Raw genomic sequence first — 19,817 nt, forward strand, 5'->3', positions numbered from 1 at the left:
CCTCCGCGAAAACCCTTTAACGTATTCCTCAAAAACACCGATACCCTCCTTCCGGATTAAACCGGATAAACGGGATGCTTTCGCTCTGCGGATGCGGCGCTATTCGAGGAATAGGCGTCAAACCGTTTGATTAATTCGCCTCGCAAAGAATTGGCCGGGATAATCCCGTCGATGACCATATCGGAGGCAAGGTTGTAAATGTCGATGTCTTTTACGTATTCTTCCCGCATGCTTGTGATGAAATCGGCTCTTTCGGATTCCGGCAATTCGGCAATTTTATTCGCATACACCGCGTTTACCGCTGCTTCAGCTCCCATCACGGCAATTTGGGCGGTCGGCAAAGCCAGGCAGCAGTCGGGTTCGAACGCCGGTCCAGCCATTGCATATAAGCCTGCACCGTAAGCCTTGCGGACAATAACCGAAATTTTGGTAACCGTGGCTTCCGATACAGCAGAAATCATTTTCGCGCCATGTCGAATAATGCCCGCTTGTTCTACTCTTGTGCCTACCATAAAGCCGGGAACATCGACCAGAAACAGCAGCGGGATATGAAAGGCGTCGCACAAGCAAATGAATTTAGCGGCTTTGTCAGCAGAATCGTGGAATAAGATTCCGCCCTTCACCCGTGGCTGATTGGCAACGATGCCGACCGTTCTCCCGGCAAAACGCCCTAATCCGGTTATGAGTTCTTTGGCGAACAGCTTCTTGATTTCAAAAAAGGAGTCTTCATCGATAATTCGTTCAATGAGGTCGTACATATCAAACGCTGTATACTGATTGCCTGGGATAATGTCTTCCAGCGTCTTCTCGAGACTGACAGAAGGCTTCGCGTCCAAGACAGCAGGCTTTTCCGAACAATTGGCGGGAAAATAAGCAAGATAGTCTCTGGCGAGCGCAATCGCTTCTTCTTCGCTGTGAGCGAGCACATCGCCGCAGCCGGATACGGAGCAGTGCATTTTGGCGCCGCCCAGCTTTTCCAAGGTTGTCTTCTCCCCTGTAACGATTTCCACGATCCGCGGCGAGCCGAGATACATGGACGCATTTCCTTCGACCATAATCACAATATCGCAAAACGCAGGAATATAAGCTCCTCCAGCTGCGGACGGACCAAATAATATACAAATCTGCGGGATTTTCCCCGAAAGCTTCACCTGATTATAAAAAACTTTGCCTGCGCCGCGCCGCCCCGGGTACATCTCTACCTGGTCTGTTATCCGTGCGCCCGCCGAATCGACTAGATAAAGCAGCGGCACCCGCATTCTATCCGCGGTTTCCTGCATGCGAATCATTTTCTCTACCGTCCTGGCTCCCCACGAGCCGGCTTTGACGGTCGAATCATTCGCAATCACACAAACCGTCTGTCCATTTATTTTTCCTATAGCCGTTACTACTCCATCAGCCGGCAGATCTTTCTCTCCACAGTTGGCAAACAGGGCATCCTCGAGCTCGAATCCCGGATCAAACAACAGCATCAACCGGTCACGGACAAAGAGCTTTCCCTGCTCCGCATTTTTCTCATGATACTTGGAGGCACCTCCCTGTTTGATCCGATCGATCCGCTCTTGCAAAGCGGCTTTCCCAGGTTCAACTTCATTGGACATGTTCTAGCACTCCCCTTTTAATACCGGGTGGCGTTTACCTTGAAAAGCGTCGATTGCGGCGGCACTCGTTTGGTTCGGTTCCCGTTAACATCCGATTTGAGCTGCGATCACCATCCGCTGGATCTCCGAGGTTCCCTCCCCAATTTCCAATAGCTTGGCATCACGCAAGCAGCGCTCCACTTCATACTCTCTCATGTATCCATAGCCGCCATGAATCTGAACAGCCTGGTCACAGACCTTCATACACATCTCCGAAGCGAACAATTTGGCGATTGCGGCCTCCTTCTTAAACCCTCTTCCTTGATCCTTAAGCCAGGCTGCCTTATAGACCATGTTACGGGCTAATTCTAAATTCATCGCCATATCCGCCAGTTTAAACCGGATCGCCTGAAAGGTAGACAGGGTGCTCCCGAATTGCTTTCTCTGTTTGGCATATTGGAGAGATTTCTCGAATGCACCTTGCGCTATTCCGACAGCCATGGCCCCGATTCCTATTCTTCCACCGTCAAGGACAGCCAGAAACTGCTTGTAACCGTTGCCTTCAATGCCCAGAAGGTTCTCTTTCGGTACGACCACTTGATCTAGCACAAGCTCGGTTGTATTTGAGGCGTGCAGTCCCATTTTCTCGTAATGATTTAACACCGTAAAACCAGGCGCATCCGTAGGAACGATAAAAGCGCTTATGCCGTTCGTTCCTTTCGAAGGGTCAGTTACGGCAGTCAGAACGAGGTTACGGGCATAGCTGGCATTGGTAATAAAACATTTGGAGCCGCTTATCACCCATTTATCCCCGTCTGGAGCGGCTGTCGTTCGGGTTCCGCCCGCATCGGATCCGGCATCCGGCTCCGTAAGCCCGAAAGCGCCGAGGTATTGGCCTTCGCACAGCGGAGTTAAATAGCCCGCCTTCTGCTCCTCTGTTCCAAACCGGTCAATGGGCGCTCCCCCCAAAGAGATATGAGCGGAATATGTGATTCCAGTGGAGGCGCAGACCCGGCTTAACTCCTCTACGACAATGGCAAAGCTTATGGTATCTGCTCCTCCACCTCCGTATTTCTCAGGAAAAGGAAGCCCCATTAACCCGAGCTTTGCCATTTTCTCGAATATTTCTAACGGAAATGCACCTGTTCGGTCTCTTTCAACCGCCCCCGGGGCAACCTCCGATTGTGCGAACTCATGGATCAAATCTTTGATCATTGTTTGTTCTGCCGTTAAATCGAAATGCATAGCACACGACCTCTCTGCTTATGACATGGAGAGATTACCGTTGTCCCCGTCTTCGATTTCCAACCGCATTAAGCTTGCCGCATAACACTTTCCGAGATTATCCATTCGCGTTGATGCAGAGCCTCCCCCGCTTAATGCCTCCTTGCAAACAAAATTCATCGCTTTGAGATTTGGCACTAAATAACGAGTCACTTCTCCCTTCACCAGTCCATCAAAATGCGTCTTTACCCGTTCAGCGGTTACTTCTCTAATCAATACTTCATATGTGGATGCATCCGAGGCAAAAACGGCAATATTCACCGTATTCCCCTTATCGCCGGAACGCGCCTGCGCAAGATGCCGAAGCTGTACCAAGGTCATTACTTACACCTCCAGGACGTTCACCTGAACGCTGCTTTCAACGATTGACCGGGGTACGAGACAGGACCACATGCCAAGCAGCTCACGCGGATTCATCATACCGAGGAATCCGCCCATTGCAGGAGGACCGCTAAGCATTAGCGGGGGGACAAGTCTGCCGAGCCTAGCCGCATCTTCCTTGCTGCCCGTGCGCACGACCATCCGCAAGTACACTTCATTTAACTCTTCCGAAGGCTCCTTCGCGAGCGGCCCATGTAAGGAATTGTAGCCGAGATAATCGGTACGGACTTCGTCATATTTTAAATTCAACCGCTGCATTTGGTTACGAATGATGCGGTCTGCAGCCTTAGCCTTAGCCAATGCATCAGGCCATGAATATCCCCAGATCGCTTGCCCAAGCCAGCCGTCCGCATATCCCATGACAACCTTCAGCGTACCGGGACGTTTCGTTCCCCGGGCGCCTGTCACCCGGACACGATTCACGCCTGCATCCTGCAGTTTCACGCCCGTCAGGTCCAGAACGACATCCGGCGTCATATAAGCAGACGGGTCGTGAATCTCATAGAGCAGCTGTTCCTTTACGGTATCTATGGAAACAAGCCCGCCTGTTCCTTCCGTCTTGGTCAGGACAAACTCTCCGTCTTCCCGGACTTCCGCCACAGGAAAGCCGATGCTGTCTAAATCCTCTTCAATAGACTGCCAATCGCCGCTGAAATTACCTCCTGTTGCCTGTCCGGAACACTCCATAAGATGGCCCATCAGTATTCCTTGGGCCAGCCGGTTCCAATCCTCCAGTTCCCAGCCAAATTCATAGATGAGTGGAGCAAGAAATAGCGCGGAATCTGTTATTCGCCCGGTGACGATAACGTCAGCTCCTTGTCGAAGCGCTTCTACAACGGGACCGGCTCCTAAATAGGCGTTGGCGAATACGATGCGGTTCCTAACGGATGCAATGTCTCTACCATCTTCCATGTGTGCTAGTGATAACCCCTGCAGTTCCCATGCCTGTAATTGATCTAATACATCATCGCCTGTGATTACCGCCACTTTAAGCCCTTCTATGCCAAGCTCCTCAGCGATTCGCTTTATCTCCTGCTGAGCTCCAAGCGGATTCATTCCCCCGGCATTGGTCAGAATCTTAATGCCCTTCTCTTTGACAAAAGGAAGCAGTTCCCTCATCGTTACGGAAATGTCTCGTGCGTATCCCTTGGTCCGATCTCTCTGCCGGTCTTTCTGGAGAATGGCCAGCGTTAATTCAGCAAGACTATCGAAGCATAGATATTGGACATTCCCTCTCTTCGCCGTCTCGATTGCAGGTGAAATGGAATCCCCATAAAATCCTTGCCCTGCCCCAATCCGTATCTTCTTCATCTCATCCCCCCCTTCGACTTTTTTCGGCAATGGCTGCTTATGCATGATCTACTCCTCTGTCAATCGTTACTTATTAACCATTGTATGGAGCAGCTGAACACCCTATTCGACTTTCTCTTCCGCAAGGCGGTACGACAAAAAAACAATCTGACTCAAGCCTATTTCAGCTTGAGTCAGATTGTTTAATTTTAATTCATAAATTCTTTACTCAAATGTACATCAGAGATAATAATCATGCACTACTGTGAGGATATCATCCCGGAAGAGGAGTGATTCAATGCGAATTGCCGTGTTTTCAGACACTTATGTCCCGCAGATCAATGGCGTTGCTCTTACTTTGAAGCGATGGACCGATTATTTGTCCGACCATGGTGTTGAATGCATGCTGTTTGTGCCTACCGCACCGGATCCATCCTATGAAGAAGAAGTGTGCAGGCTCGCCAGTATTCCTCTCCTGCTCTATCCGGAACATCGGTTTGCCATTCCTAATTTGCTGCGTATTCGCCATCAGCTTTCCCGGTTCAAGCCTGATCTTGTCCATATCGCCACCCCCTTCAATGTTGGACTCGCCGGTCTGACTGCCGCTCAGAAACTACACATTCCTGTAGTCGCCTCTTACCATACCCATTTCGACCATTATCTGGACTCCTATCGCTTTCCGTTCGCCCGGGCGTGTTATTGGCCGTATATCAAATGGTTCCATCGTTCCTGCAGCGCCATATTCGCCCCTTCGCTGGAGACAATCAACCGACTAGAAGACAAAGGACTGTGCAATCTTGCTTTGTGGACCCGTGGGGTTGACTGCGATTTGTTCACGCCCGAGAAACGATCGGACCGTATTCGCGAGATTTACGAGATTAAGGAGCGGTATCTGCTCCTGTTTGTCGGCCGTCTGGCCCCGGAGAAAGATTTGGATATCCTGCTTCAACTCATGCATCGGCTGCCCGAAGAGATCCGCGGACAGGTCCACTGGCTGATCGTCGGTGACGGCCCCATGATGGAGCAGGCCAGTCAGGAAGCTCCTCCGAATGCAACGTTCGCCGGCTACCAAAGCGGAGAAGCGTTAGCGGAATTTTACGCCTCCTCGGATCTGTTCGTGTTCCCTTCTTCGACCGAAACATTCGGTAACGTCGTATTAGAGGCTGCGGCATCCGGGCTTCCCTCTATTGTCGCCGATAGCGGAGGCGTGACGGAGATTGTTCAGAATGGGATAACCGGGATGCATGTACAGGCGAGAAATACGGAAAGCTTTCTCTCGGCCTTAACCGATTGGATTGAACAACCGGACAAATGGCAGGAATTCGGGGTAAAGGCCCGAGCTTTTGCGCTCACGCGCACATGGGACCAAGCGATGGAGTCGATTTACACGCGCTGCCTGCAGATCGCAGAGACGGAGCATAATCAGCTGGCCGCCGCAAGACAAACGATGGCAAGCATACATGAAGATGTCGAGACTGCTTGAAGATGACAGACATTGGAACTGGGTATGTTCAAATCTGAGCTTCAGTAGGAGGTACAGGGTTATGGATACCGGAACTCATCTTCTTCTTGGCGCCACTTTAGGCGGACTGGCGAGCTCTCTTGCCGATCCCGCTCTCATCAGTCATTCGACTGTCGTTTATGGATTATTCGCGGCGACAATCATCGGATCAACCGCCCCTGATTTCGATGCCGTCATTCGTATTCGCGGGTACAAGTCGTACTTGCGGCATCATCGGGGCTTCAGTCATTCGCTTCTTATGCTTGCAGGGTGGCCTGTTGTCCTCGCCCCCTTGATTGCCCTTATATTTCATGCCTGGGTTTACCTGATCCCGATATTTCTATGGACGATGGCCGGGGTCGTGCTTCACGTCATCCTCGATTTTTTTAATGCATACGGCGTACAATGTTTCAGACCAGTTTCTAAGAAATGGTTCCACGCGAACACCATCCCGATCTTCGATCCGGTTCTGTTCCTTCTTCATGCCGCGGGACTGCTCCTATGGCTGTTCGGCGTCTTTGGGTCAGCGGATATTTTCCCATTCGTCTATACTTTAACCTTTCTCTTTATCGGATGCCGTATCCTGATCGGCCGCTTAATGCTGCATCATGTCCGCAGGCATTACGGAATGGCCGGTTACTCCTTCCTGATTCCGCGTGGACTTCCCCACCAGTGGAAATACGTCCATGAAACCGGGCAGGCCTATATCACCGGCTCGATTCGCGGATTGATTCTGAAGGAAGAGGCAATCTTCGAAAAAGAGGAACAGAACGATGTGGTTCAGGCGGTCATGGGCAGCGACGGGGTGCGCACGTTTCTTCAGTTCACGCATCGCGTTCATATCTCCTGTCGAAAGCTTCAGAATGGATATAGGGTCGAGCTGCGAGACATCCGTTTTCGACATGGCCATAATCTCCCCTTCGGCATGGATGTAACGTTGGATGAACGGCTGCTGGTAACCGGAGACACGATCGGGTGGAGGAAAAAGATATGGGAGCCGCCGTTTGCCTGATGATCGACTGGATTGAGTGAGTGACCCGGTAATGATCCAGCCGGTAATCGGCACGTCAAACCCTTTATGTCAGCTCACGGGGTATACCTCTCCCTAGAAGCTAATTCGAGTAGGCCCGTGCGTATTTGCACGGGCCCTCGAACCACTTTATTTATAATCTCCGCACTGTAGTGACCTCCGCTGCATGCAACCGTCAGATTACTTCCCGCTCATCGTTTCCTAGTAAGGAAGGAAAAGGGGCATGCGGCTCAAGCTGATACCAAAATGCCGTTGAAGAGATATCGCTTTGCTGCGGCAAATACCTTCCTCCTGACCGCCAGCCGAGATCCTGGATCGTTACTTTTAAATCGCTCTGGAACCGGATCGGATCCATGATATGCCACCGATACATCCCGAACCGCTGTTGGCTGCGATATAATCCGTCCGGCTTGATCAGCTGATGCATCCCGAGATACGCAGTCGAATAGGTGGAGTACTTTCCGTTTGGCTGCTCCCAGTTCCAAGCCCCGCCAAAATAGTCCTCGGTGCCTGTTCCGCATATTGTCGGAAACTGCTTGTCTCCGTCCATGTAGAACTTGATTTCGCCTTCGCCCCACCAGCCTGTATTGTTTACCTGCCAGGCCAGGTATGTCCCAATGTATTGTCCTCTACCAGTTACGCCGTCCAGTATCGTATGGACTTCGCCGTATGGTACGGGATTGGATCTTCTCCACTGGGCATGGAAATATGCCATGTCATCCGGTACATCCGTTAAAGTGTAATCAACCTGATAATAAAGCACGACCTTATCAGACGCTTTGTTCTCAACGGTAATTTTGGCATGCTTCCGAAACGGCATCAGCCAGTAGCTGTTCATTCCGCCCGCCGGGTTCACGGCGATGGGCTGCGAATTCACGTCGCATCGTTCCTGCCAGCCATTGCAAAAGAAGTCGCCAAGCGGCACTTCGACGGAAGGCTGTTCCTCTTCGTCCCAATACATGCGAAGGATCATATTCCTCCAATGAGATGGAGCTGATGTCAGCCAAATATGTTGAATCGCTCCCGGACCATCAATTTCGGCCATCGTGAAGGTCGCTCCCGCCGCAATTTCCACCGAAGGGGATACCTTCCAGCCGATCCCTAGATCCCGTGCGCAATTTGCGCCAGTTCCTTCCGTTGCCATACCGCCCTTGCCCTTTTCCCCGTTAAAATTTTCCGCGCTTATCGACCGGGTCTGTCCGTCAGAAACTCTAGCTAAACTGCCAATCCCCATCTCTAGACCGTTAAATTTATTCATAGTTTTTATGCTCCTTCCAATTAAGTGCTGCCTTTCAATTCATCACAGACAACCATCGGTGGATGAATTAACCGAGCCATAATATAATAGATGATGCTTTATATTATTTGGAAATTCGAATCATGTTATCGTTTACATTGCTTATGTTATCATAGTTTTATAGGGACTTCTTTAGTTCAACTTGTTATTAGTTGTCCAATCTTGCTATTTTGGAGTGATAGAATGGAAGCATTCTCTGATCCTAAGAAAACATTGATGATGCAGCTCTCGCCAAATGTTCGCAGAGCTTGGAATCATCGTGAATCAGGCATGCGATTAAAATCGCGCATTATATTCGATTATGAGCTGCTTTACTTGGAGAAAGGAGAACTCACCTTAAGGATCAAGGATACCATTCATCACCTCCTTCCTGGGGACATCGTATTATTCAAGCCCGGCAAGGAGCATGAGTTTTTGGAATCCGTGGGGGAATGCTGGATGCCGCATATTCATTTCGACGCGCTTTACGCAGATAATCTGGAGGATGTCCCCATCAGCTACAAGAGCTTGGCTGATTGCAGCGAGCAAGAAAAAAGCTGGATTCGCGAAGACGTTCTGGAGTCCGTTCTGCAAATACCGGATGTCATTCGGGTCGATAATCATGGAGAAATACTAAAAACGCTGCAGCAGCTCATACATGCTTATGAGCGTCGGGATCTGGATTTTTTCATTTTGCAAAAATCACTCGTTTTAAAACTGATTTATCTGATCATGAAAGGATTAGAAGCTAGCGAGCTGTCTCGGCGCCGGGTTCATCATAAATCGCTTGACGCAGCAGCATCACTCATTATGGAGCGATTTGACCAAACAATCCTTCTTGAGGAGCTTTCGAAGACGGCCACGCTGAGCGTATTCCATTTCTCAAGGCTGTTTAAACAAAAATACGGTCTCACGCCGCATCAGTTCCAGATGCGCTATCGCATTGAAAAAGCAAAACATCTGATGATTTATACGCCGCTTTCGATTACGACCATCGCGGAGAAGGTAGGCTACGGCAGCGTCTATGCATTTAGCAAAGCCTTCAAACAGATCGAAGCGATATCTCCCCGAAAATTCATCCAAGGCTTTACCGGTTCAAATGAAATCTGATAAAAACGAAGAAGTCCCCGCGCAGCTGCATGCAGCCGTTACGCGGGGACTTCTCTTATTCCAAATGCCTCAGCATCTCAGCGGCTTCCAGCAGCATGACGCCGCTAAGCTGAACGCTTAACTGAACAGGGAGCGAAGGACGGCTCTCCCAGGAAGGACCGCATAGCCCGTTTTCCATATTCAGCCCTTGCTTCGTCAAGATCGCTGCGTTCGCCTTAATCACGTCCCTGACCTCATTCATTTCCGGAGCGACTCGCAGCAGCTCTACGAAGTAGCGGACTAAAATTCCTTTAAATAGCCCTGTATCGTCAATTCCTTCATCGGGCAATACAAGACTTTCCGGATTGCATAACCTTTCGATGCAGGCATGCGCCGTTCGCTTCGCGTCTTCTAGAAAAGTCGGATCATTTGTGCAGCGGTAGAGCTCAACGCCTGCGCCGATGAACACCCCTTGGCAGTAAGTAAATGCCCAATCATAATCGATCTGCATATCGCCATTCCTGTTGATTCCATCCCATACAAAGCCGGTAGCGGGATCAACCAAATGGTCCTTATTCCACCTATAGATGTTCAAAGCCCAGTCCAGATCTGACTTGTCTCCGGAGCATTGATACAAACGGGCAGCAAGTATGGCAGCAGGCGCGTTGGCCGGCGTATTTTTATAATCCAATTGACCTTTGTTCCACGCCATGCCGCCGCCGAACTGCTCGCTCCATGCGGTCTGAATGTCTGCCCACAATTCTAGTACGCTCTGCTTGTACTTTTCATCCCGGGTGATTTGATGCACCCTGAGCAAAGCTAAAGCGAGCCATTCCATATCATCATAATAATGGTGGAGAAAAGTACCGCCGTTGCTTCGGAGGATGCCATCGTATATCGCCTCAATGCGATTCTGATATTGTCCGTCGCTTGTCCGTTTCAATCCGTCAACGAAAACATCGATGACATGTGCCTGCCACCAGTAATAATAATTTTCCTCCGGCGGGTTTGCCTCTGGCGGATACCACTGGTTCATAATCGAGCTGCTGGTGTTCCAATAATTCCGGACCAAAGCGTCCTGTACGAAATCAACCCCGTTGTCATGGCTCATCCGTGCTTCTCCGCCATTTTCTCCAGCAGCATAACGCCGCTGAGCTGAACGCTTAGCGTTACGGTTTCCCCCGGCTTTTCCGTCCAGTTGTGATTGAACAAAGCCTGGCCATCCGCTTTGCCATTCAGCCACAGCTGCTCGGCATTTACAAGAAGCAGCTGCGCCGCGCGGTCACCGCCCTCTTCCTTCGCAAGCTCGGCTGCGTATCGGATCAGGATACCCTTGAATAAACCGCCGTCGCCCGTTTCCTCATCCGGCAGCACCCCCGTTACGGGATCTGTCAGCTCTGAGACAGCGGCGTCGAATGACCGAATGGCATCCTCCAAATAAACCTGCTCTCCGCTTGCCCGAAATAACTCCACTGCAGCACCAATATAGACGCCCTGACAATAAGTAAACTTCCATTCTTTATCGATTGTCCCGTCGCCTGTTCGGTTCAAGCCGTCCCATACGAAGCCGGTGTCCGGATCGACTAGATTGTCCTTTTGCCATTCGTATATTTTTTTTGCCCACACCAGATCACTGTTGTCTTTAAATGCCAGGTATAAGCGTGCTGCCAAAATCGCGGCAGGCGCGTTAGCCGGTGTATTCTTGTAGTCAAGCTGGGATTTCTGCCAAGCGATGCCGCCTCCCATATGGTCGTTCCAGCCGGTTTTAATATCCTCCCATAAAACCAAAGCTGCTTGCTTATAATTCTCTTCTCCCGTTGCCGCATAGGCCCTCAGCCAAGCAAGCGCCATCCACTCCATATCATCATAGAGTTCATTTGGCAGCGATCCGCCGTTTCTCTCCAAGATCCCCTCATAGAAAATACGCAGCTTTTCCGCATATCGCTGCTCACCTGTTCTTAACAATCCATCGACCAGCACGTCAACCGCATGCGCCATCCACCAATAATGGAAGATCGTATTGCAGCTGCCGTTTGGACAAGGCGTTTCTATGTTGTACATCTTAATATCATCATTCCAGAAAAAATGCTCAAGCGCTGCCTGCGCCTCGTCCGCCCGCTTCTCCCATACTCCGATTGCCGTTTTGTTCATCGGCCGTCTCCCCCTAGGTCATGATATGAAATGTACCGCCTGCTCCATCTGATTTCCCGTTACCCTTTAATTCCGCTGAAAGCAATACCCTGAACAAAGTAACGCTGCAGCAGCAGGAACAAAATCAAGATTGGTAAAATAGCAACCAAAGCACCTGCCATCATCGGACCAAAATCCGTCTGAAAATTGTACGAGAATGCCTGCAATCCCATTTGAACCGTCGCTTTCGATGGATCGTTAAGCACGATCATCGGCCAGAGAAAGCTGTTCCAACCTGCTTGAAAAGTAAAGATTCCCAAAGTTGCGAGCGCCGGCTTCGTAAGCGGCAGGTAGATTTTCCAAAAGATATTAAACTCTCCGCAGCCCTCAATCCGCGCCATCTCCAGCATATCGGTAGGAAGCGTCAGGAAAAATTGCCGCATGAAGAAGACCGCAAACGTGCCAGAAGCGCCGGGCAAAATAATTCCCCAAAAGGAGTTCATGAGACCATGTCCTCCCGAGCCGAGCAAATCATTCCCGCCAAAAAACGGGAGATGCTGCAGCACGTAAACGCTCGGGATCATCGTTACGATGCCGGGAATCATCATCGCAGCCAATAAAACACGAAACAATGGCTGACTAAGCTTGAATTTGAGCTTAGCGAACGCGTATCCTGCCAATGAGCCTAAAAAGAGATTAAATAATACACCTGCGGCTGCCAGCACAAAAGAGTTCCAGAAATATAAGCCAAAAGGAACAGTGGTAAACGCTTTTTTGTAATGCTCGAACGTGATGTCCGTTGGCAGCCATTTGATCGGCATCGTAAAAATTTGATCATCCGGTTTTATCGAGGTCAAAACGCTCCAGTAAAAGGGTAAAAACATGACGATTGCGATCAAGGCGCAAACGACATAATAGATCGTTTTCTTCAAACCCTTGCGCAGAGGAGTATCTCCGATCGTTTCCATTTGCAGCTCGCCTCCTATATCACAGACTCTTCCGCTTTTGTTATTCTCATATTAATAATGGAGAAAATAAGGATCGCCACGGCCAGAACGAAGGCCTGCGCCGATGCATAGCCCATTTGCAATTGATTAAAGCCTTGCTGGTAAATGAGGTAGACGGGTGTTTTCGTCACGTTGGCCGGTCCGCCCTGCGTAAGCACAAACGCCTGGTCAAATAGCTGAAGCGCGCCGATAATGGATAAAGTGCTGACCAGAAAGGTTGTCGGCCTAAGCTGCGGCCATGTAATAAACCGGAAGCAATCGATCTTTGTCGCCCCGTCCAGCCGTGCCGACTCATATAAATAATCCGGAACGCCCTGTAAACCCGCAAGATATATGATCATGTTAGAGCCGACGGATTGCCATAGCGTAACAAGAATGATCGACAGCATCGCCGTTTCCGTCTGCGCCACCCATGCCGGGCCGGTAATGCCAATGTACGATAACATTCCGTTGACCAATCCGAACTCGGGATGGAGCAGCCAAATCCAAACGGTAGCCGCAGCTACCGACGATGTCAAAGTCGGCAAATAATTTAAGGTGCGGAACAGCTTAATGCCGCGCCAAGCCCGGTTCATGAGAATCCCTAGGGCTAATGAAATGACAATGTTAAAAGGGACGAAGATAACGGCATATAGAAATACGTTTTTGAATGTTACCCATAATAAATCATCGTCAAGCAGCCGGCGGTAATTATCGAAGCCGACCCAGTCCTTGCGGCTCAGCACATCGTAATTGGTGAAGCTTAAATAAAGCGCCATAAAAACCGGGATTACTGTAAATATAAGAAACAACAGCATGGTCGGCGTAATAAACAAATACGCAGTTCTCGCTTGATGACGCTCCAGCTTTCTAACGGAAGCCATAGGAACTCCCCCTCAATTGGAGAAAGGGAGGTTTTCCTCCCTTTCTGTTTTTCTCGAATATTGCTTATTTCACTTCGAGGTTATCCTCGAGCAGCTTATCCCCTTGCTCCTGCGCCTTCTTCAGCGTATCTTCTATGCTTTGTTTGTTCTGCTGAAACAGCTGGAGATTCGGTATCAAAGCATCTCCCTCCAGGACGGAGTAGCCTGGATGATTCGGTCGCACCTTCGCAAATTCAAGCGTTTCCATAAACGGCTTCCAGAACGGGTCGTCCTTGAAAAACGGATCTTCGAGGGCCGGCTTGTAGCCCGGAATATTCAAGCTTGTTTTCGCCCAAAGCAGCGCATTGTCTTTATTGGCAAGCCACCATTTAATAAACTCCCATGACTCTTCTTTATGCTTAGCGCCCTCCGGAATAACTAAACCAAAGCCGCCCATGACGCTTGCTTTATCGCCATTTGGCCCAGCTGGCGGCGGTACGATTCCGAAGTCCAGATCTTTGCCGTATTTTTTATAAGTGCTGAGCATCCACGGACCCGTATACTGCATGGCAAGCTTGCCGGTTACGAATGCGTCCTGCCCTTCACCCAGACCTTGCTCAAAGCCGACTTTATATACTTTGTCCTGGTTCAACAAACGGTCCCAATATTGCAGTACTTGCTTACCCTGCTCGTTGTTGAAATTCGTTTTTCCGTCTTCCGTAAGCATTTGTGCGCCCGCTTGCTGCAAATACATATTGAACAATCCAACATCACCAAGCGAGAAGCCAGCTACCTCAAGCTTGTTTCCGTTCCACTTTGTCAGCTTGGCTGCGGCATCCGCAAGCTCATCCCATGTTTTCGGCGGCTCGATGCCTGCATCGGCAAGCAGCTTCTTATTATAGAAAAGTGCGCGTGCATCTACTGTCAGCGGCAGGCCGTAGAGCTTATCGTTCAAGGAGAGCTCTTTAAGCGACTCCTCGTAATAATCATCGCGGGAAATGCCGTCACGCTCTAAATATTCATCAATGGGATGCAGCACGTTTTTGGGCGCATACAGCGATGTTCTCCAGCGGTCCCAAAAAAGGATATCCGGCGAACCTCCCGAGGTAGCAGCCGTCAGGAACTTGGTAATCATATCCTGCTGCAGCACATATTTCACATGTATTTTGCTTTGCGACTTATTGAAGGCATCGACCATGGTCTCGAACTGCGTTTGGCCTTCGCCGCCCCAATCGCCCCAGAAGGTTAATTCTACTGCTTTCGCGTTTTTCACATTTCCGTCTCCCGCATTCGTAGAACCGTTCGTATTCTTCTGGTTTGCGTTGTTACCCGAGCATCCTGCGATAAGCCCGATTACGAGCAGCATTGCTGTCCCTGTCATGAACCATTTTTTCAATTTCATTGCCATGCCTCCCTTTTCGTATTTATCTTGGCTATGGTAAAGAAGCTTCCCTCCTATAACCGTAACCGCTTTCATAAAATGAGTATATTGGTATAAGGTGTGTATGTCAATATGAATATATTTCGACATTTTACAAGCTAATATATCATTATAGTCGATATACCATTTCAAAAAAAACACCCCTGAAGGTCAGGGGCGTTACTGGCGTACCTTATCGGTTGAATCACCGATGATTAAATCCGCTTCTAGCATGACTTTATTAGGAACCGCCTGCCCTTGCATGATTCGCAGAACATGGCCGACAGCCAAACGTCCCATTTCCTCTTCATTTTGCCTGATATGGGTGAATGCATATCCACCGCCAAGTCCCGTAGGCGGACTATCGAAGCAAATAATGGAGATATCCTGTGGGATCCGAAGTCCTATTCTTTCCACAGCTGCTTTGGCAAGCAATGCAATGTTATATTCAATCGCGAACAAGGCCGTGATCTCAGGACGGCTCTTCAGATGCGCCATTAATTTGTCGATATCCTGCTCGATATTGTTCCCGCTGAACGAATTCGGCAGCGTGGAGGTAAGATCATTTACCCACAGCCCCCGATCCACCGCAATCCCATGCTCGGCATGCGCTTGAATAAAGCCTTCAATCCGTTCCTCGACAGCCGTCGTATTCGTTGGCGGAGGCGACAGAAATGAAATATGACGATGCCCGAGTTCAAATAAGTGGGCTGTCGCTTTTCTTGCCGCCGCGGCATTATCCGTACTAATTGATGCTGCGGATACTCCCTTTAAATGCCGGTCAATCAATACTAATGGAAACCGTCCGATAACCAGCTTCAAAATTTCCTCATTGAAGTATTCGCCCTGAGCCGGGAATACGATTAACCCGTCTACGCCCAAATGAAGGAGCTTCTGAATCGACAGCTCTTCATTGGCGGGAATGCCGAATGACCGGCGAAGTACGAGGAAGCAATCATGTTCCCTGGATGCTTCTTCCATACCATAGATTAATCCCGTTCCGTAACTGTTGCCAAAATCGGTAATGACGAGCCCTATCGTAGTCATATCTGTGGAAAAAGCAGCAACAGGTGCCCCAGAAGAGGCTGCCACTGTCCCAAAATCGGTGTCAGGATCGGCAACAAAAGATCCTCTGCCTGGCTTTCTTACGATTAAGCGTTCATTCGTAAGCAGCTCCAGCGCTTTTTTGCTCGTAATTCGGCTGACGCTGTAGGCTTCAGCCAATTCCTTCTCCGAAGGGATTCGTTCTCCTACCCCATAGACCTTCGTTAAGATTTGATTTTTTACCGATTCAAATATTTTTTCGTACATGGGTTTAGATGATGATTCATTCAAAGCGAGCTCCTCCTTCCATTCCAACCTATCTGCAACCTCTAATAATATATCATGATATATCATTTGAAGTTGTTTTGCAATGGATTTTGCGCGAAATTGAACCAGGCCAACCAGCTGTGCTGATTGGCCTGACAAAACGATTTCATGCTCATTCCGTCGTTTTTTTCGTATCCTGCCGGTAATCGATCGGCAGCTTGCCGTACATTTTTTTGAACATATCGCTAAAATGGCGGGCGTTGTTATACCCAACCTTCTCCGCGATCTCATACACCATCAAATCCGTCAGACTGAGCATGTCTGCTGCATGCCTCATCCGAACCTCCGTCACATACTGCTTAAAGTTTTGTTTCGTATGCTTCTTGAAGAAGCTGCTGAAATAATAGGAGTTCATGAAAGCCATGCTCGCCATCGACTCGAGCGTAATCTCCTCGCTGTAATGCTCATCGATGTATTGTTTGATTTTAGCTAGCACAATTTTGTCCTTATTGCCGGAATCGCTGTCCATTTCTTTGTAGGTTTTCTCAAATACGCCAATAATTTCAGAACGCATTTGGTCAAAGGTCTCAAAGTTAGCAAGCAGCTGCTGCAGCTCGCGTTTGTCTAAGGCGCGTTCTGATAGAGGCACACCCGATTTGGATAGCTCTTGGATAATAAAGGACACCGAGGAGAAACATGTCGATACGGCAAGTGAACGATTTCCATAAGTTTCATTTTTGATCGTATCGAGCCATACCGCAAGTGCGGCCTGCACCTCGGGCCATGCCTTTGACGTCATTGCGCGGATGACATCCCATTGCAGGTTATAAAGTTCTTTATCGAAGGATTGCGGCTGTCCTTGCGGAACAAAGCTTAAAACGCGGTTCAAGCCTAAGAAATACTTCATCTCCATGGCCTGCTCCGCTTCGCGGTAAGCATCGGCAAGCTTAATCAGCTCGCTCACGGGACGGCTAAGGGCAATCGAGACCTTCAGCTTCAGGAAGGTTTCTATTTTCCCCTGCATATCCTCGGCCAGCGAAACAGGCTCTTCCGGCTCGTCGTGACTGACAACGATGACATGCTGATACCGCTTCATAAAAACATAACCGATGCGCGTATCGATAATGACCTCCTGCAGCACATTCCCGATCGCGAATTCGATCAGCTTCTTTTCCTTTTCCGTCCAGCGGTCCGTCTCTTCCTTCAAGCGCTCTACCTCTATGATTAATACCGAATAGCGCGGCCCATGAAGCTGTGCGTCCGTTTCTTGAAAAGACTTCGTATTAGGCGATAAATTGCCATCTGTTAATTGGATTAAGGCATCCTGCATCTCTTCATGCCGGCTCTTCCGCTCCAGCAGCTGGAGCTTCCCTTTTCGCTTCTGCTCTTCGTTATGCTCCGAAATTAATGTAATTGCTTTGTCCAGCACGCCCTCCAGCTGCTGCTTCACGACCGGCTTCACCAAATAGTCGATTGCTCCAAAAGCTACTGCGTCTCTCGCAAAGGAAAACTCCTGATACGCGCTAATAAAGATCACGCTCACAGGCATTCCTCTTTGCTTGATCTCTTTTATAATATCGATCCCCGTCCGATGCGGCATGCTGATATCGCTAATGACAAGATCAGGAACCAGCTCTTCAATCAGCTGCATTAACTCATTGCCATCGTAGGCTTGACCGACGATTTCCATGCCGAACGATTCCCAATCAATCAGCTTCCGCAATCCTTTTATGATAATCGGTTCATCATCTGCCAGAATAAGTCGTATCATGCGTTAGTTCCTCCTTCACTGGAAATAGCATCAGTACCGACGTGCCGACATGCTTGCGACTGCTTATCGATACCCCGTAGCCTTCTCCGCAGACTGATTTAATTCGTTCATGCACATTTTTTACGCCGACATTTTTGGAAGGGGCCGCTGCATCCTCAAGCATCGCGTTAAGGCGGTCGAGCTCCGTCTTATCCATGCCGACGCCGTCATCGTAAACTGTTACGGCAAGCTTATTCTCCCAAAGCTCGATCGATATTTTCACGATGCCCTTTCCTTTGAGTCGCAGCCCGTGCTGAATCGCATTCTCGACGATCGGCTGCAGGGAAAGCTTTAGGATCGGCCATTCCCTATTTACTTCTTCCGAAATATCGCATCTGAGCTCGAATCTGTTTTCAAATCTTACCTGGATGATATAGAAATAATCCTTGAGATGCTCCAGCTCCCGCTGGATCGTCACCCAATCCTCGCCGTAATCAATGACATACTTCAGTTGATTCGAGAGCGAGAGAATCATATCCGCCACTTCATCGGCATCGCTGTGGACGGCATTCATCCGAATGACCTCGAGTGTGTTATATAAATAATGAGGCCTGATTTGACTTTTCAGTGCATTCAGCTCGGTTTGCTTTTGCTTGATCTCAGCAACATAGGCTTCGTTGATGAAGGCCTGAAGCCGATCCACCATCCGGTTGAAGCCATGGGCTAATCTTCCCATCTCGTCGTTGCTTCTTACTTCGACCTGTATCTCCAGATTGCCTGATTCTACTTTGGACATCTGCTTAATTAACCCGCGAATCGGCGCAGCAAGCCGTCTTGAAAACCAGGTTCCCATAATAATAAGCACCAACGAGCAAATTCCGATCGCGATATAAACAGCGGAGCTGGTTGTTCCAAGCTGCTTGTAAATCTCCTCGTTCTCGAACTTAACAAGCAGCTGCCCTTTAATAAACGGGATCTCTTCGCTTAAAATAAGCTTGCCGCTGTCGTTCTCCGTAGAAACGGGGACTTGTATGGCAGCCAGCTCCTTATTGCTGAAGTAGGGCCTCTCTTTGTCATCGAGCACATACAGCTCGTCCTTCGCTCCCAAATTGAGCTCACGCAAAAACTGATCCGCTATTTTGGCGTCGACATCAAAAAACAAAGTGCCTACGATTTTGGGTTCCCGCGTGAGCGTACCTGATGTATCAATCAAATTCCGCCCGATGGTAATGACTTTATCCTGGGAATTGAATATATAATAATCCTCATGCGTCGGATAAATCATCAGTCCGGTAGGGTCATCGTCCATCGTGCTTAGCCATTCCCGAATGGGCAGCTTTTCCGGAATGATAACTTTATTTTCCTTCGTTTGATAATAAAGCTTGCTGTCATTCGTCCGAACAAAATAAGTACTCGTTATATACCGGTCGCTGTACATGATCATTTTGAGAAAAGCATCGATTGGAACGGAATTGATTTGCTGCAATTCGTTCACATTGCGGGTTTGATTGTCCGAGAAGCTGTCCTGCAGGCCATCATATCGCCCCGTGTACATCAGCATGGAGATTTCGTTATAGTTATTGAATGCGGAATTCAAATTATAGCTGATATAAAGAACCATCTGGCGCAAATTATCGTTTGTATACCGCTCGACATGCCCCGTAAAGGTCTGTACGGAGAAATAACTGAGCGCAAACAACGGAATAAGGCCAACTAATATGAACGCCGCCGAAAATTTCACGAATACACTGTTCCATCTACGCCCCCACGACTTCATCGATAAGCTCCTCCTATACAAACGCTGAACCCTGTTATGTTATCTCATCATAACATGAAATGACCAACGTCTTAATTCATCCTGATAAGCAACAGGCACAGCCGGAAATTCCTCTAGAGGAGCTTCCGGCTGTGATTATTGCTGGATGT

Annotated in this window: 16 protein-coding genes; 3 read left to right on the forward strand and 13 right to left on the reverse strand. The window is 49.1% G+C overall.

Going from position 1 to position 19,817, the window contains the following annotated elements:
- Positions 1-56: 56 nt before the first annotated feature.
- The 4 genes from AC1DLI_RS23325 to AC1DLI_RS23340 form a co-directional block, all read right to left on the reverse strand.
- Positions 57-1,601: an acyl-CoA carboxylase subunit beta gene (locus tag AC1DLI_RS23325; RefSeq protein WP_477606889.1), complete on the reverse strand. Its 1,545-nt coding sequence runs from the start codon at positions 1,599-1,601 to the stop codon at positions 57-59.
- 84 nt (positions 1,602-1,685) lie between these two features.
- Entirely contained in the window at positions 1,686-2,825 is a 1,140-nt protein-coding gene (locus tag AC1DLI_RS23330; protein ID WP_477606890.1) for an acyl-CoA dehydrogenase family protein, read from the reverse strand.
- An 18-nt stretch (positions 2,826-2,843) separates the two neighbouring features.
- Positions 2,844-3,185: an AtuA-related protein gene (locus AC1DLI_RS23335; protein ID WP_477606891.1), complete on the reverse strand. Its 342-nt coding sequence runs from the start codon at positions 3,183-3,185 to the stop codon at positions 2,844-2,846.
- A 3-nt stretch (positions 3,186-3,188) separates the two neighbouring features.
- Positions 3,189-4,556 carry an acyclic terpene utilization AtuA family protein gene (locus AC1DLI_RS23340; protein WP_477606892.1) on the reverse strand — a complete coding sequence of 456 codons (1,368 nt, stop codon included), beginning with the start codon at positions 4,554-4,556 and terminating at the stop codon, positions 3,189-3,191.
- A 277-nt stretch (positions 4,557-4,833) separates the two neighbouring features.
- Between AC1DLI_RS23340 and AC1DLI_RS23345 the strand changes: the two genes are divergently transcribed.
- Both AC1DLI_RS23345 and AC1DLI_RS23350 read left to right on the forward strand, forming a co-directional pair.
- Positions 4,834-6,018 carry a glycosyltransferase family 4 protein gene (locus AC1DLI_RS23345; RefSeq protein WP_477606893.1) on the forward strand — a complete coding sequence of 395 codons (1,185 nt, stop codon included), beginning with the start codon at positions 4,834-4,836 and terminating at the stop codon, positions 6,016-6,018.
- A 61-nt stretch (positions 6,019-6,079) separates the two neighbouring features.
- Positions 6,080-7,048 carry a metal-dependent hydrolase gene (locus AC1DLI_RS23350; protein ID WP_477606894.1) on the forward strand — a complete coding sequence of 323 codons (969 nt, stop codon included), beginning with the start codon at positions 6,080-6,082 and terminating at the stop codon, positions 7,046-7,048.
- Between the two features lie 193 nt (positions 7,049-7,241).
- Here the strand turns inward: AC1DLI_RS23350 and AC1DLI_RS23355 are convergent, their stop codons facing one another.
- On the reverse strand, positions 7,242-8,324 hold the full coding sequence (locus AC1DLI_RS23355; protein ID WP_477606895.1) for a glycoside hydrolase family 172 protein: 1,083 nt from the start codon (positions 8,322-8,324) through the stop codon (positions 7,242-7,244).
- Positions 8,325-8,546: 222 nt separating this feature from the next.
- Between AC1DLI_RS23355 and AC1DLI_RS23360 the strand changes: the two genes are divergently transcribed.
- Positions 8,547-9,452 (forward strand): helix-turn-helix domain-containing protein, encoded by a 906-nt coding sequence (locus AC1DLI_RS23360; protein ID WP_477606896.1) that lies wholly within the window; start codon positions 8,547-8,549, stop codon positions 9,450-9,452.
- A 55-nt stretch (positions 9,453-9,507) separates the two neighbouring features.
- On the opposite strand, the gene AC1DLI_RS23365 is transcribed toward AC1DLI_RS23360, so the two are convergent.
- The 8 genes from AC1DLI_RS23365 to AC1DLI_RS23400 all read right to left on the reverse strand — a co-directional run bounded on the left by AC1DLI_RS23365 (position 9,508) and on the right by AC1DLI_RS23400 (position 19,668).
- Positions 9,508-10,542, reverse strand: a complete 1,035-nt coding sequence (locus AC1DLI_RS23365; RefSeq protein WP_477606897.1) for a glycoside hydrolase family 76 protein — start codon at positions 10,540-10,542, stop codon at positions 9,508-9,510.
- A complete protein-coding gene (locus tag AC1DLI_RS23370) occupies positions 10,539-11,582 on the reverse strand; it encodes a glycoside hydrolase family 76 protein (RefSeq protein WP_477606898.1) in 1,044 nt (347 codons plus the stop codon). The genes AC1DLI_RS23365 and AC1DLI_RS23370 overlap by 4 nt, the downstream gene beginning before the upstream one ends.
- A gap of 59 nt (positions 11,583-11,641) precedes the next feature.
- Positions 11,642-12,520, reverse strand: coding sequence for a carbohydrate ABC transporter permease (locus AC1DLI_RS23375; RefSeq protein ID WP_477606968.1), 879 nt, complete (start codon positions 12,518-12,520; stop codon positions 11,642-11,644).
- Positions 12,521-12,543: 23 nt separating this feature from the next.
- On the reverse strand, positions 12,544-13,431 hold the full coding sequence (locus AC1DLI_RS23380) for a carbohydrate ABC transporter permease (protein WP_477606899.1): 888 nt from the start codon (positions 13,429-13,431) through the stop codon (positions 12,544-12,546).
- 64 nt (positions 13,432-13,495) lie between these two features.
- Positions 13,496-14,806 (reverse strand): ABC transporter substrate-binding protein, encoded by a 1,311-nt coding sequence (locus AC1DLI_RS23385; protein WP_477606969.1) that lies wholly within the window; start codon positions 14,804-14,806, stop codon positions 13,496-13,498.
- 204 nt (positions 14,807-15,010) lie between these two features.
- Positions 15,011-16,165 carry a GntR family transcriptional regulator gene (locus tag AC1DLI_RS23390; RefSeq protein WP_477606900.1) on the reverse strand — a complete coding sequence of 385 codons (1,155 nt, stop codon included), beginning with the start codon at positions 16,163-16,165 and terminating at the stop codon, positions 15,011-15,013.
- Between the two features lie 148 nt (positions 16,166-16,313).
- Positions 16,314-17,912 carry a response regulator gene (locus AC1DLI_RS23395; RefSeq protein WP_477606901.1) on the reverse strand — a complete coding sequence of 533 codons (1,599 nt, stop codon included), beginning with the start codon at positions 17,910-17,912 and terminating at the stop codon, positions 16,314-16,316.
- On the reverse strand, positions 17,887-19,668 hold the full coding sequence (locus AC1DLI_RS23400) for a sensor histidine kinase (RefSeq protein WP_477606902.1): 1,782 nt from the start codon (positions 19,666-19,668) through the stop codon (positions 17,887-17,889). Before AC1DLI_RS23400 ends, AC1DLI_RS23395 begins: the two co-directional genes overlap by 26 nt.
- Positions 19,669-19,817 lie beyond the last annotated feature (149 nt).

It is taken from the genome of Paenibacillus sp. 01T443, assembly GCF_056398325.1.

What these genes read in the sequence shown, in the direction of transcription:
- AC1DLI_RS23370 (WP_477606898.1), bottom strand. Translation starts at nt 11,582, where the DNA reads ATGAACAAAACGGCAATCGGAGTATGGGAGAAGCGGGCGGACGAGGCG.
- AC1DLI_RS23395 (WP_477606901.1), bottom strand. Translation starts at nt 17,912, where the DNA reads ATGATACGACTTATTCTGGCAGATGATGAACCGATTATCATAAAAGGA.
- AC1DLI_RS23335 (WP_477606891.1), bottom strand. Translation starts at nt 3,185, where the DNA reads ATGACCTTGGTACAGCTTCGGCATCTTGCGCAGGCGCGTTCCGGCGAT.
- AC1DLI_RS23340 (WP_477606892.1), bottom strand. Translation starts at nt 4,556, where the DNA reads ATGAAGAAGATACGGATTGGGGCAGGGCAAGGATTTTATGGGGATTCC.
- AC1DLI_RS23350 (WP_477606894.1), top strand. Translation starts at nt 6,080, where the DNA reads ATGGATACCGGAACTCATCTTCTTCTTGGCGCCACTTTAGGCGGACTG.
- AC1DLI_RS23380 (WP_477606899.1), bottom strand. Translation starts at nt 13,431, where the DNA reads ATGGCTTCCGTTAGAAAGCTGGAGCGTCATCAAGCGAGAACTGCGTAT.
- AC1DLI_RS23400 (WP_477606902.1), bottom strand. Translation starts at nt 19,668, where the DNA reads ATGAAGTCGTGGGGGCGTAGATGGAACAGTGTATTCGTGAAATTTTCG.
- AC1DLI_RS23345 (WP_477606893.1), top strand. Translation starts at nt 4,834, where the DNA reads ATGCGAATTGCCGTGTTTTCAGACACTTATGTCCCGCAGATCAATGGC.
- AC1DLI_RS23365 (WP_477606897.1), bottom strand. Translation starts at nt 10,542, where the DNA reads ATGAGCCATGACAACGGGGTTGATTTCGTACAGGACGCTTTGGTCCGG.
- AC1DLI_RS23360 (WP_477606896.1), top strand. Translation starts at nt 8,547, where the DNA reads ATGGAAGCATTCTCTGATCCTAAGAAAACATTGATGATGCAGCTCTCG.
- AC1DLI_RS23355 (WP_477606895.1), bottom strand. Translation starts at nt 8,324, where the DNA reads ATGAATAAATTTAACGGTCTAGAGATGGGGATTGGCAGTTTAGCTAGA.
- AC1DLI_RS23325 (WP_477606889.1), bottom strand. Translation starts at nt 1,601, where the DNA reads ATGTCCAATGAAGTTGAACCTGGGAAAGCCGCTTTGCAAGAGCGGATC.
- AC1DLI_RS23330 (WP_477606890.1), bottom strand. Translation starts at nt 2,825, where the DNA reads ATGCATTTCGATTTAACGGCAGAACAAACAATGATCAAAGATTTGATC.